The organism is Botrimarina hoheduenensis (genome assembly GCF_007859815.1).
Taxonomy (GTDB): Bacteria; Planctomycetota; Planctomycetia; order Pirellulales; family Lacipirellulaceae; genus Botrimarina; species Botrimarina hoheduenensis.
On record NZ_SJPH01000009.1, the window covers coordinates 54532 to 68188 of the forward strand.

General features: G+C 56.3%; 11 protein-coding genes. 9 read left to right on the forward strand and 2 right to left on the reverse strand.

From position 1 onward, the window contains the following. Window positions 1–179: 179 nt before the first annotated feature. The 9 genes from Pla111_RS15085 to Pla111_RS17710 all read left to right on the forward strand — a co-directional run bounded on the left by Pla111_RS15085 (window position 180) and on the right by Pla111_RS17710 (window position 13078). The gene (locus tag Pla111_RS15085) at window positions 180–1115 is read left to right on the forward strand and encodes an ArdC family protein (protein ID WP_146575281.1); all 936 of its coding nucleotides are present in this window, start codon (window positions 180–182) and stop codon (window positions 1113–1115) included. Window positions 1116–1213: 98 nt separating this feature from the next. Then, the gene (locus tag Pla111_RS15090) at window positions 1214–1477 is read left to right on the forward strand and encodes an HTH domain-containing protein (RefSeq protein WP_146575282.1); all 264 of its coding nucleotides are present in this window, start codon (window positions 1214–1216) and stop codon (window positions 1475–1477) included. Then, window positions 1474–3870, forward strand: coding sequence for an EcoAI/FtnUII family type I restriction enzme subunit R (gene hsdR / locus Pla111_RS15095; RefSeq protein WP_146575283.1), 2397 nt, complete (start codon window positions 1474–1476; stop codon window positions 3868–3870). The genes Pla111_RS15090 and hsdR overlap by 4 nt, the downstream gene beginning before the upstream one ends. Window positions 3871–3881: 11 nt before the next feature. Then, window positions 3882–4952 (forward strand): hypothetical protein, encoded by a 1071-nt coding sequence (locus Pla111_RS15100; protein WP_146575284.1) that lies wholly within the window; start codon window positions 3882–3884, stop codon window positions 4950–4952. A gap of 545 nt (window positions 4953–5497) precedes the next feature. After that, window positions 5498–7081 carry a class I SAM-dependent DNA methyltransferase gene (locus Pla111_RS15105; protein WP_146575285.1) on the forward strand — a complete coding sequence of 528 codons (1584 nt, stop codon included), beginning with the start codon at window positions 5498–5500 and terminating at the stop codon, window positions 7079–7081. Further along, window positions 7078–8238 (forward strand): restriction endonuclease subunit S, encoded by a 1161-nt coding sequence (locus tag Pla111_RS15110; RefSeq protein ID WP_146575286.1) that lies wholly within the window; start codon window positions 7078–7080, stop codon window positions 8236–8238. Before Pla111_RS15105 ends, Pla111_RS15110 begins: the two co-directional genes overlap by 4 nt. A 71-nt stretch (window positions 8239–8309) precedes the next feature. Beyond that, complete coding sequence (locus Pla111_RS17780; RefSeq protein ID WP_449240195.1) at window positions 8310–9221, forward strand: phosphoribosyltransferase-like protein; 912 nt, start codon at window positions 8310–8312, stop codon at window positions 9219–9221. Continuing rightward, window positions 9194–11095, forward strand: a complete 1902-nt coding sequence (locus Pla111_RS15115; protein WP_231931085.1) for an ORC-CDC6 family AAA ATPase — start codon at window positions 9194–9196, stop codon at window positions 11093–11095. The genes Pla111_RS17780 and Pla111_RS15115 overlap by 28 nt, the downstream gene beginning before the upstream one ends. A 921-nt stretch (window positions 11096–12016) precedes the next feature. Continuing rightward, window positions 12017–13078 carry a methyltransferase gene (locus Pla111_RS17710; protein WP_146575288.1) on the forward strand — a complete coding sequence of 354 codons (1062 nt, stop codon included), beginning with the start codon at window positions 12017–12019 and terminating at the stop codon, window positions 13076–13078. Window positions 13079–13131: 53 nt separating this feature from the next. On the opposite strand, the gene Pla111_RS15125 is transcribed toward Pla111_RS17710, so the two are convergent. Both Pla111_RS15125 and Pla111_RS15130 read right to left on the reverse strand, forming a co-directional pair. After that, window positions 13132–13410, reverse strand: coding sequence for a hypothetical protein (locus Pla111_RS15125; RefSeq protein ID WP_146575289.1), 279 nt, complete (start codon window positions 13408–13410; stop codon window positions 13132–13134). 44 nt (window positions 13411–13454) lie between these two features. Then, window positions 13455–13652, reverse strand: a complete 198-nt coding sequence (locus Pla111_RS15130; RefSeq protein ID WP_146575290.1) for a hypothetical protein — start codon at window positions 13650–13652, stop codon at window positions 13455–13457. Window positions 13653–13657 lie beyond the last annotated feature (5 nt).

Genomic DNA, 13657 nt, shown 5'->3' on the forward strand with positions numbered 1-13657 from the left:
GCATCGAAGACTTTCACCAAGCGATTAGGGAGTAAGGCCGTGCTGGCCCGCGTCCCGACGACAAACGCCTCTAGGGCGCGTTCATGGGGTCTGATATCAGCCGGTGAGAATCCGCTTGACTCGCGCAAGCGCTCTATGGCAATCAGAAAGGAGAGCAACCGAGTATCAAAGGCGATTTCGTGGCGTGGGGCGATAGGAAGAAGGCGGAACAGAAACCGAGGCGAGACATCTATCAGGAGGTCACGAGCCGGATTCTTGAATTGCTCGAAACGGGGGTAGCGCCGTGGCGGCAGCCGATCAAGCGATCCAACACATCCGACGGCATGCCTAAGAGCCTCTCGACCGGCAAGAACTACCGCGGCATCAACGTCTTTTTGCTCGCGATGACCAGTTGGGCGCACGGCTACGGATCGGACTATTGGGCGACGTTCAATCAAGTCACCAAGAACAACGGCAAAGTCCGCAAAGGGGAGAAGTCAACGCTCGTGGTGTTCTGGAAGCAAGCGGCGACTACCGACAAGGAGAGCGGCGAAGCGATCACGATCCCGGTCCTGCGTCACTACAACGTCTTCAACGCCGAGCAGTGCGAAGGGCTCAAAACGCCCGACCAAGCGACCGACGTCGTAGTTGCTGAGCCCTTCGAGCCGATCGCCGAGGCGGATCGGATTGCCACCAGCTACGCAGGAGGACCGCTTGTGCTGCATACCGGCGCAGCGGCCATGTACCTCCCCAAAATCGACACGGTAAGGATCGCGGCGCCAGACCGCTTTGAGACGCGCGAATCGTACTACGCGACGCTCTTCCATGAGCTAGCCCACTCGACAGGCCACAAGTCGCGTCTGAACCGTGGCCTGGACGAAGCCCCGGCCCCGTTCGGCTCGCCCGACTATTCCAAGGAGGAACTGGTCGCCGAGATGGGCTCGGCTTTTCTCTGCGCCGCAGCCGGCATCAGTCCGCCGACGATCGAGCAATCGGCCGCCTACATCGACGGCTGGCGGAAGAAGCTCAAGGACGACAAGAAGCTCGTGGTGCAGGCGGCCGGGCAGGGGCAGCGGGCGGCGGATCATATCCTCGGCGTAAGTTTAGAGGCCGAGAACGCCCCGGAGACACCGTAACTCCAAAGCGTCAGGGCGAGGGTTTTCGACAGCCCTGGGCGCTGATTGCAATTGCTATCAGAAAGTGATAGACATGGGGCTCACAAGGAGGGAGCATCATGCTCTACGAGCGTTCTCTAGAAATCGAAAACCGTCTCCAGGCGATTCTGGACCTGATCGCGACGGGCCGGTACTCCACGCCCGAACTGGCGGAGGAGATTGGTGTCTCGGTCCCTACGATTTCGCGGGCCGTAATGGCTTTGCGGCAACGCGGCCACGCGATCCGCGCCGAGCGGATGGGGACGGTCTGGCACTACGTGCTGGAGGAGGTGGCCAACGAGAATCAGCTCCACGGTCGATACCGGGGGAGAAAACCTCGATGAACGAAGCGGATACTTGCACTAAGTACGTGGTTCCGAAGCTCGTTTCGGCTGGTTGGGACGCTGCGCCGCACTCGTTCACGGAGCAACGCACGTTCACTGATGGCCGTGTGTTCGTGAAGCCCGACGCCAAGACCCGCCGCGGCGAAAAGAAGCGAGTCGATTATCTACTGCGCTACACGCGCGACTTCCCGATCGCAGTCGTCGAGGCGAAAGCCAAATTCAAACACCCAGCCGACGGGCTGCAGCAAGCGCGAGATTACGCCGAAGCGCTCGGGCTGCGTTTCGCGTACTCGACAAACGGACAAGGGATCGTCGAGTTTGACTTCGCCACAGGCTCGGAAAGCGAGCTGGCTGATTTTCCCACTCCGGGATCGCTGCTAAGCAGAATCAAGCAGGCTGACGGTCTAGATGACCACAAGGCGCAGCAGCTGCTTGAAGGCTCGTATATCCAGCCAAAGAAGGTGCCCCGTTACTACCAAGAGATCGCGATCAATCGCGTTGTCCAGAACCTCGTTCAGGGCCGCGACCGTGTGCTGGTGACGATGGCGACCGGCACCGGCAAGACGGTCGTTGCCTTCCAGGTTTGTTGGAAGCTGTGGAACGCCAAATGGAACCGCCGGGGCAAGGCGAACGAACGCCCCCGCATCCTCTTCCTGGCCGACCGCGACATTTTGGTTTCAGACCCGCTGACGAAAGACTTTTTTCCGTTTGGCGACGCCTGTCACCGCATTCAAGGCGAAGCGATCACGAGTCGCCAGATGTACTTTGCAACCTATCAGGCGATCGCGGCCGACGAACGTCGCCCAGGACTCTACAAAGAGTACGCCCCCGATTTTTTCGACCTCATCATTATCGACGAGTGCCACCGTGGCAGCTCACGCTCCGACAGTAACTGGCGCGAGATCCTCGACTACTTCACCGGCGCGGCCAAGTTCGGCATGACGGCGACGCCGCTCCGCGACGACAGCCGCGATACCTACGAGTACTTTGGAAACCCGCTCTATACCTACAGCCTGCGGCAAGGAATCGAAGACGGTTTTCTTGCCCCTTACCGAGTTCACCGCGTTGTTACTACAGCCGATGCCACCGGCTGGCGCCCGAGCAAAGGTGAGCTTGATCGCTTCGGCCGTGAAATCCCTGACGACGAGTACCAGACCAAGGATTTTGAGCGTGTTGTCGCACTCCGCTCCCGTACTCAGGCGATCGCCAAGCATTTGTTCGGGTTCTTGCAGAAAAACAACCCAATGGCGAAGACGCTTGTCTTCTGCGTCGATCAGGAACACGCCCAGGAGATGCGGAGCGAGTTGCAGAAATTACTCGCCAAGCACGACCCTGAGCGGGCGAAGCAGTACCCGAACTATGTCGTTCGTGTTACTGCCGACGAAGGGCAGATCGGACGCGGCCATCTGAGCCGCTTCCAGGAACTGGAGACCGAAGAACCGGTCATCCTTACGTCCTCACAGCTGCTGACCACCGGCGTTGACGCCAAGATGGTCAAGATTGTCGCGCTAGCGCGGGTCGTCGGCTCGATGAGCGAGTTCAAGCAGATTATCGGCCGCGGCACGCGGATCGACGAAGACTACGGCAAGCTGTGGTTTTCGATCCTCGATTACACGGGGACGGCGACTAGCCATTTTGCCGACCCCGACTTCGATGGCGAACCCGAGTTGGTCGAGGAGATCACGATCGACGGGGAGGGGGAAGAAGTTCTTGTCGACCCGGTCGATCCGGGGGATGGCGGCGACCCTGATGGGACTGAAGAAGACCCACCTCCCGGCGGCACGACGATCATCGACGACTCGTCCGGTGGTGGAGAACCACGCAAGTTTTATATCGATAGGGATGCGGGAGTAGGGATCGCCCACGAGGTCACCCAGGACCTGACCGCCGATGGCAAGCTGCTCACAGTCACCGAGTTCATTGACTACACCGCCGGCCGCGTCCGGTCGCTCTGCCGCGACCCCGACGATCTGCTCGACCGATGGCTCGACGGGCACCGTCGGCAAGAGATCATTGCCGAGCTACAGAGCCGCGGCATCGACTTTACCGATCTGGAAGAAGCGGCAGGTCATCGCGATGCCGATCCGTTCGACCTGCTCTGCCACATCGCCTTCAATGCACCCTTGCGTACACGGAGAGAACGCGCCGAGCGAGTACGCAAAGAGAAGAGCGACTTCTTCGCTCAGTATGGGGAAGAAGCGAAGGGGGTGCTGCTAGAAATCCTGCTTAAGTACGAAGACCACGGGGCCGGGCAATTCGAAGTCCCGGACGTGCTCAAGGTGCCCCCCATCTCGGATCGGGGCAACGTGCGCGAGATCATTCAGTTGTTCGGCGGAGCGGATCGTTTGCGCGCCGCCGTAATCCAACTTCAAAATCAGTTGTACGTAGCGTAAGGGAGTTGGATATGGCGGACGAAGTCAGAATGAAGTTCTTCGAGGTTGAGAAGTGCGGTTACTACCGTCGCGGTGCTACAACCGCTGAATTTGGCGGGCTTGCCGACATGTTGTTGGACGTCAAGAGTTGGGTTGACGGCAAGAGCCTAAGTGAGACGGCAACCTATGAGCCGTCGGAAGAACAAGATGGGAATTTGTTGCGTACCTTTTGCTATGGAATACATACGCAGCGAAACGGAGATACGCTTCTCATAACTTGGAATGAAACCCCGACAACGGAAGGGGCGGTGGCGTCGGTCCAGCTTTCGGGACAAGTCAACGCCGCAGCCGTATCCACCTCTCCAGTCAGGCAAGGCTACGTTACCGGCTATCCATCGTACTTCTGGTTTCCGCACGACACTGACAAGTACGCGACCATTCAGGTCCGCAACCGCCTGAATGGGAGGTCGAACCTACGGAGCTTTTTTCGAGGCTTCCTCGACAAGTACTCCAAGCATGTCGTGCTTGATCAAATCGAATCAACTGAAGAAGAAGATGTGATCGCGGGCTATGCAGAGGGGGGTGATCCAGAAGCGATTGAAAGCGTCCGGCCGTCCTACCAGTGCGGGCCTGTCCGCCTACCGGGGGAGATAGATTTCCTCCGGCAAAACAGATCTCGCATCCGACGAGTTCAGCAGCACGATGTGCTCAGTTATCAAGTGCGGGAGGATATCGCGCTTTGGCAATCAGTCTGGAGAAGCTTGTCAGGCAACCCCTCAGGAGAGCTTACGGGCCAACACCGTCTACGATTGGATTTAGAGTGCCAACCGTCAGCGGAAGAGTTTGAGGCGATTGTTGAGCACTGGCAAGCCGACCAAGAGCTGAGCGGCAGTCAGGGCCGCTTCCATGACATCGGATTTCGCCTGCAGGGTGACGCCACAACGTACTGGCTAAGCCGAAGCTTGGCGTCCGACATAATTGAGCTAGAGCTTACTTTCTCTAACGCGGCCGTTCTCGATGGAGACGCATTGCTCAGGCAGTTGAGCCGTCGCCGTCAGCGCGTGTTGAGCTTGGCGAGGGAGGGCGAACATGTCACGGCCTAGCTATCGGCAGATTGCCAGAATATTGCTCGCCATATTGGCCATAGCAGCTGTGTGCTGGTCTTTCGTGCTTGGAAGGTCAGTGGCAATCAGCGAGCAGATTGCCGTCTACCAGGTTTTGCAGAACGTCAGTGGCATCATGTTCGCGGTTTTTGGCCTCTGGATAGGTTTGCTATATCCTGGGTTGAGGAAACGCGTGTTTGAGCGATCACGCGCTGATTGTATACGTTCAGATGAGCGAGACGACGACAACCAGGTTGCCGATCACCTGCTGCTGCCGTTTTTTCTATCACTCGCTATTCTACTGCTCACCCTAGTTGCGGTTGTGGCTCACCCTCTGCTTCGACAGAGCACAACTCTTGTGGCGCACAAAGAGCTACTCCGCGGCTCGTCTTTCGCAGTGCTAAGCGGCCTTGCTCTTGCGCAACTGTGGACGATTTTCAGCGCTATGCATATGACGGAGGCATTGAAGGGGGTCGTTAGCCGACAGTCCACAAGGAATAAAGTCGCGAACCGCATTCGTCAAAACACCAAGGAAGGAACATCAGATGGCCAATAAGAAAGCAGCCAAGAAGGCCGCCACACCCCAGACCACCGCGCAGTCGCTCGGTAGCCTCGTCAAGTCGTGCCGCGACATCATGCGCAAAGATAAAGGTCTCAACGGCGACCTCGACCGGTTGCCGATGCTTACCTGGATCATGTTCCTCAAGTTCCTTGACGACATGGAACGCCTGAGGGAAGCAGAGGCCGAACTCGGTGGCGATCGCTTCCGGCCGCTCATCAAGAAGCCGTACCGTTGGCGGGACTGGGCTTCCGCCGATGATGGCTTGACCGGTCCCGAGTTGATCGCGTTCATCAATCAAGAGAAGGCCACGCTTCCCAATGGCAAGGAAGGGGCCGGCTTGTTCGCCCATTTGCGGAGCTTGCAATCGGCCGAGGGGAGTGGCCGCGAAGAAGTTGTCGCCAATGTCTTTCGCGGCGTTAGCAACCGGATGGAATCCGGGTATCTGTTGAGGGATGTGCTCAACAAGATCGATGGCATCCACTTCGACTCAACCGAAGAAATCCACACGCTTAGCCGGCTCTACGAGACGATGCTCCGTGAGATGCGGGACGCGGCGGGGGACTCGGGCGAGTTCTACACGCCGCGGCCGGTCGTGCAGTTCATGGTCGAAGCGCTCGACCCGCAGCTCGGTGAGACGGTGCTCGACCCGGCCTGCGGCACCGGCGGCTTCCTCGTCGAAGCCTTCGAGCACATGGAGAAACAAGTCAAGACGGCCAAGCACCGCAAGACGCTGCACAATGGCAGCCTACTCGGGCAGGAGGCAAAGTCGCTTCCCTATCTCTTGTGCCAAATGAATCTTCTGTTGCATGGCATGGAGTCGCCGCAGCTCGACTACGGCAATTCGCTCGCCTTGAAAGTGACCGAGATCGGCGACCGCGATCGCGTCGATGTGATCCTCACCAACCCGCCGTTCGGTGGCGAAGAGGAGGCGAGCATCAAGAGCGGCTTCCCACAAGACATGCAGACCGCCGAAACGGCGATGCTGTTCTTGCAGCTCATCATGCGGCGGCTACGGCGGCCTGTGGGCGGCAAGCAGCCGGGCCGCGCCGCGGTGGTGGTGCCCAACGGCACGCTGTTCGGCGATGGCGTCTGCGCGCGGATCAAGGAATCCCTGCTCAAGGACTACAACCTGCACACCATTGTGCGGCTCCAGAACGGCGTCTTCGAGCCGTACACCAAAATTCCGACCAATCTCTTGATCTTCGATCGCAGCGGTCCAACCAAGGACATCTGGTACTACGAACTGCCGCTCCCCGAGGGGCGGAAGAACTATTCGAAGACCAAGCCGATGCAGTTCGAGGAGTTCGGCGACTGCCTGAAGTGGTTCCGGCTGAAGCGCCGTAGTGAGAACGACCAGGCGTGGAAAGTGCCAGCGAGTGACGTGCTGAAGTACGACGACAATGACGCTCTGGTCAGCTGCAATCTCGACATCAAAAACCCCAACAGCGCCGAGGCCTTGGAGCACCTGCCCCCCGAGCAGCTGGTGGCCGACATCCTGCAGAAGGAGCGGCGGATCATCGAGATTATGGAAGAGATCGAGGCGGAACTCGCGGGGGCGGCCGGATGAGTGAAAGCAATGGCTGGGCACCACAGGTTCTGATTGGAGAAGTGCTTGAAAAGAATGACGATACCATCGATATCGTAGCGGACGCACTCTACCGCGAGGTGACCGTCAAGCTATGGGGTCGTGGCGTCATCGAGCGGCGCGAGGCCCTGGGGAGCGAGATGGCTGCCGCACGACGCTCCATTGTTCGCTCTGGCCAGTTCATCCTTTCGCGGATCGACGCCAGAAACGGGGCTACTGGAATTGTGCCCGACGGGCTGGATGGCGCTGTCGTCTCGAACGATTTCCCAACCTTCAATGCTGTTCCGGACAAGCTGCTTCCGGCGTACTTGGGATGGCTGTCAAAGACGCGAGGGTTCGTTGATGCCTGTCGGCGGGCAAGCGAAGGGACAACCAACCGGGTTCGCCTGAAGGAAGATGTATTCCTGCGACAGACGATCCCATTGCCACCGCTTGCGGAGCAGCGGCGGATCGTGGCGAAGATCGAAAGCTTGGCGGGGAAGATTGCGGAGGCGCGGGGGCTGCGCGTTAGTTCTTCTGAATTGGCGGATCAACTTTGCAGATCGCTGATTCACGACAGCTCTAGTGAGGCGGAGCTTACACAGCTATCCGAACTCGTCAACTGGCGAAAGCCAGACGTTCAAGTGCAGGCGGCGGAGAAGTATCACTTTGCCGGTGTTTACTGTTTCGGTCGCGGCGTTTTCAAGGGTGACGCGAAAACCGGAATGGAGTTTTCTTACTCTAAACTTTCCCGCCTGAATAAAGACAACTTTATTTATCCAAAACTAATGGCCTGGGAAGGTGCCTTAGGGATTGTCCCAGAAGAGTGCGACGGGCTCTACGTATCGCCAGAATACCCTGTCTTTGAGGTCGATGAGACAAAAGTACTGCCAGAGGTGCTAGACGTTTACTTTCGCTCTCCCTCTGTCTGGCCTCGCCTTGCGGGGTCCAGTACTGGCACAAATCAACGGCGGCGGCGACTTAATCCAAAGGATTTTCTGGCGTTCGAAATGCCTTTGCCTCCAATGGAATCGCAACATCGTCTACGCCATATCCGGAATGCGATATTGGGCACAGCAAGCGAGAAGGCGTCGGTAACTAGTCGCCTTGAGGCACTTCTGCCCTCGATTCTCGACCAAGCTTTTCGAGGGGAGCTGTAAAGAGTCATCGATTCCAGGTACAACCTAGCTGGGTTTGTTCACTCCATTACCTCATAGGTCTCGCCACTGTCGTGCTAGCCCACTCCGTCAATCGTGCCTTCGTTAGAGAGAAGAGTTCGTTCTTCACGGAGTCGCACGTATGGCCTCTTCAAACACGATTAGACCCCGATGGATGGCTTCGCAACTTTCAGCCTGACGAGGAGGAGTTGGCCGTACACCTCTTAAATGGCTTCTGCTATTTCTCTGATCGTTTGGTAGATGAGCTTTTTGCCGCCTCGTTTCTTCGCTTGAGTCGCCACGTTGTCTTACCTGGCACTCCTGCAGTTGCTGCCAAAGCCGCTTGGGCAAAGTTCTTCGATGAACTTGTCGTGACCTATCCAACGGGGGAAACACCTTCAGACGCTGACAGCGGCCACTTGTTCGTGCGCCGAGCGAGGGACCTACTCGGTATTCCTGAAGAGCGAATTATGTCGCCTGAGAGAGCTCTCGAAATAGCGACTACTGCTTCGGTATCTGCGATTGTCTTTGTTGACGATTTCGTCGGCAGCGGCAATCAGTTTCTTACAACAATCCAACGGAAATACGGAACGGCGAGTCAATCTTTCGCAGATTTAGCATCGTCGCTTCCTACATGCTTCTACATACCGCTCTTTTGCACCTCGCTGGCTGTAAACAATGCACTTACCTTCTTGCCCAAAAACATTTCATGCGTCCCGTTGCACGTTCTCGGAGATGAATACAGCGCGCTTAATGCCCCTTCCGTGTTCTGGCCCGCTGCGCTAGCGTCAGATGGCCCAGCTTTTGTAAAGAGGGTGAGCGAGCGTTTATGCCTAGATGACACCAACGGAGCATCCACTACAGACTGGCAGGGATTCGCACGACTAGGGCTTGGCATTGCATTCGAGCACCAAATCCCTGACGCCTGCCTTCCAATCTTCTATACAACGCAATCGGGATGGCGACCGCTATGGAGGAGGGACTGATGGCAAGTGCTTCTGATATTCGCCGCGCTCTTAACGCCGTCTTTGCTTACAAAGCGGAATGGCTGAAAGAGGACATATTCTCATATTTTCTGGAGCCGCGGTACTTTCCGGAGCTGGCCACGCATTACCCATGTGTTTTGATCGGTGGACGCGGCACCGGCAAGACAACAGTGCTACGTGGACTTTCCTACCAAGGTCAATTCGCTCTTCTTGGCAGAGATTCAAGCGCAGTAGCTTCGTGGGAAACTTACGGCGTCTACCATCGCATCGACACAAATCGAGTTACCGCATTCGCAGGCGATGAGGCGTCAAGTCCGCAGTGGCAAAAGCTATTCGCTCACTACTTTAATCTATTACTAACGGACTTACTGCTAGAGTTTACCTCATGGTATGAAAAGACTACTTCCATCACAGTTACCATCGACGCAAAGGACTGCACGCGCATAGCGTCGAGTCTCGGACTCGCTGAAAGCACAGAACTGACTGCGCTTAAGGAGTCAGTACAAGACGCCATGGTGCAGTTCGAAGTGTACGTTAACAATATCGCTGATGCTGGTAGCGTTACACTCTCCTCACAAGGCGCACCGGTCGATCTCTTGATTCGTGCGTTGACATCATCGGGGGCATTGCACGGCAAGACCTTCTCGTTCCTTATCGACGAGTATGAGAATCTGGATGTCAACCAGCAACAGGTAGTGAACACCCTGATAAAGCACGGCAGCGATCGCTATGTGTTTAAGATTGGCATCAGAGAGCTGTGCTGGAAGTGCAAGACGACATTGAACCCTGAAGAGCCGCTGGTTAGCCCCGCAGATTACCGGCTCATCGACATAGCAGCTGAACTGCCACAAAGGGAGTTCAGTGATTTTGCAAAGCAGGTTTGCAATTCCCGATTGCAGAGGCTTTCCGAGTACCTCGACGGAGACCAGCCCGATGTCGTCACGCTTTTCCCTGGAATGTCGATTAAGGAGGAAGCGACAGCGCTAGAGGTATCAAAGTTAGCAGGACCTATTCGCGAAAAACTGCGTAGCCAACTAGACGCTGAGGAAGTGAAGTCTTTGGAAGTCCTAGACGACTTTGAACTGTTTCTAATCGACTACTGGACAGAGGGCAATTCCGAGGATTTGGTTGATGTATTTCGTAGTGCGATGGGAAACCCAGGCTCTTGGGAGACTAAATGTGGCAACTACGCTTATGCAGCTCTATTCACGATCCGGCGAGGGCGACGAGGAATACGCAAGTACTTTTGCGGCTGGGATACGTTTACTCATCTGGCTGGTTCCAATATCAGGTACCTTCTGGAATTAGTTGACAGGAGTCTCATTTCGCATCTGGCCGAAGGGAATAATCTCGATACACCAGTATCGCCGAAACTTCAGACTGAGTCCGCGCAGCATGTCGGACGCAAGAATCTATCCGAGCTAGAAGGGTTAAGCGTATACGGAGGCAGGCTTACTCGCATGCTACTTGGTATGGGCCGTGTCTTTGGAGTAATGGCGGCTGATGCTGGCGGTCATACTCCAGAAGTGAACCAGTTTACCTTTTCGGATGCTCACTTGTCAGCGGACGTGAGCGAGCTGATGCGTGCAGCAGTGATGCACCTCGCCTGCGTGCGTTTCAGTGGTACCAAGCCCACGGGCGATGATGACATCCGCGATTACGATTACTCATTGCATCCAGTGTTCGCTCCGTTTTTCGTGTTTAGCCATCGCCGCAAGCGAAAGATGACCATTACCGGGCGTGAACTTCTTGCGTTGGTGAATGATCCACGATCAGGAGTTGAGGAGCTGCTTTCACGCTCTAAAAGAACCTTAGATGATCCTTTGCCGGATCAAATGCTGCTCTTCGAGAAATTCTATGACGGCGTATCGTGACAAACTCCCATTTACTGCGTGGTATGACGATCCTTTGGACTTTACACCGAAGGTCGGAGCCGTCTACGTTGCGAGGGATCAGGGAATCGAAGATCGCGCCTCTCATTCTGCTCGCCTGCAGGGGCTCGCTAATGTGACTTACGCGAGCGTAGTCGCAGAGGAAAGAACATCCGTGACCCTGCGGGTTGGCGCCTCAGGCGTTCAAGTCTACCCTCTCCGAAGCACAGGCCAGCTTGGCAAGTTCTGGGCGCAGTTCACTGGCTGTGCGGCGTATATCGACATAACTGGGCTGAGGCACCACGTCTGGATGCCGCTGCTTAGAACTGCGTTGTTCGCCGACGTGAAGACACACGTTGTGTACGTCGAGCCACGCGAGTACCAAGCTAGCGTCAACCCAACGGAGGGGCAGATATATGATCTTAGTGAGAAAATCGAAGGTGTCGAACCAATTCCTGGGCTAGCCTCATTCTCGCGCGTCACAGACAGCATGGTGTTTGCCCCGCTTTTGGGATTCGAAGGGACGCGAGTTGCTCATTTGTTGGAGCAAATCCAACCCGCAGTCGATCGAGTGTTTCCTGTGATCGGCGTACCTGGATTTCGAGCGGAGTATCCATTCTCAACTTACTTGGGTAATCGGGTTGCACTTCAGCAATCCGACTCGTGGCGGCAAGTACGTTTCGCAGATGCAAGCTGTCCATTTAGCCTTTTCTGGACCCTTGAAAAGCTAGCTAGCGAGGAATCGGGTTGCCACATAAAGGTCGCTCCAGTTGGAACCAAGCCGCACGCAGTTGGTGCCCTTCTATTCGTAGTTGGCAATACTGCACAGCGTGAGATTGTCTACGATCATCCGATCCGCAAAGCGAAGCGAACCACTGGGGCGTCACGACTTCTCGTTTACGATATAGATGGGTTCCTGTCGCCATGAGTACAGATGCATTCTACACTCCGTCGTGGCTAGCCGAAGCCGTGGTCGCGTTTTCGAGTAAGAATCGCGCCCGGATCGTAGCTGATTTTGCGGCTGGCGATGGCGCCCTTCTACGAGCTGCAGAATTGCGTTGGCGGACGGCAGAGATCGTCGCGGCCGACTTGTGTGACACTGCCGTGCGTCGAATTCGCAAGACGCATGAGAATTGGTCTTGCACCAAGTGCGACTTCTTAGACGCGTCTTCGCGAGCCCGATCGCGTACACTTCCTAGCTTATTAGGCGAGGTGGACCAGATTCTTCTCAATCCGCCGTTTTCTTGCCGCGGCGGCACATCGTTCTTAACGAACACTCGGCATGGCGCGTTTAAGTGCGGTCAAGCATTGGCTTTCGTGATCACAGCTTTGGAGTATCTTAAGCCAGGTGGAGAGCTTACAGCGGTCCTCCCGTCGAACGCCCTCAATAGTCAGAAGGACCGACAGGCGGTCAGGTACCTGCGGCACTTCTACAGCTTAACTTGCGACTACGCTGCATCTAGTAGTCACTTCAAGGGGTGCCGAGTCAAGTATGTGCTGGTGTCATTATCTCCGCGGATGCAGGTGAAGAAGAGTAATAAGGTAGAGCCTGATGTGTCACGAAGCAGTGGCAAGCAGGTACGCGTTCAGGTCGTTCGTGGCACAAGCCAAATGCATGACTTGCCTGAAGCTGGACGAACACTTGTTCACACTACAGACATGCGCGACCATCGAGTCGAGTTAAATGGACACTGTGGCCACCCATGGCGTCCTTCGGTAATTGGTCCTGCAATCTTGTTGCCGCGAGTTGGCGCGCCAACACTTGACAAGGCATGCCTCTACTTGCGTAGGAAGCGGGTTGCGTTGTCTGACTGTGTAATCGGGCTACAGTGCAGATCAACAAGCGACGCCAAGTGTATACTTGCAGCCTTCAATAGACATCGAGAAAAGTTTACCACAATGTTTTCCGGCACATGCGCACCTTACCTTACTGTCGCAAGGCTCAAGAGTGTACTCCAAGAGCTTGGCTGTCTGGTCGACGACTGACGAATCATCGTTGGAGTGATAATATAGATTCTGGAAAATACCGCACCGACTACTTAAGGTTCGGGTAGTTCAGGACTGCTATAGCGCGGCCACATCACAGCTTCGTATTCGGCTCGGTTCGCGCGGTGAACGTCCAGGCACTGCTCGATGAAGCGACGGCGCTCGGGCTTGGGAAGTTCGCGGAAGGTCTGGTAGCCGTCCTTGAGTTTGCTGATCACGTGGCGGACAACGGCCAGGTACGGCTCGGCGACGTGGCAATCACGGTCGATGATCTGTCGGACGATCGGATGAGCGTCGTATTTCTTGGCTTGGATTTGGTCGCAGTCATCCATCGTGCTGTGAGACTGCCACATCGGGCCGACAATGCCAAGCGTTTTCAGCGCTTTGGTCGTGGCGCCCGTCGTCTCTTGAGCTGCGGCTTAGGTCGGGGCCGCCGGCGTCGTTTCGGCTTGGGAGCGATCCGCCGCTTCTTCTTGGTCCGTACCGGCTCCCCCGCCGCCATGCCAAACTTCGCCACCAGCAATCGCGTCATCACGAGCGTCTTGTTCAAACCGGGCGAGGAAGGCTTCGTCATCCGGC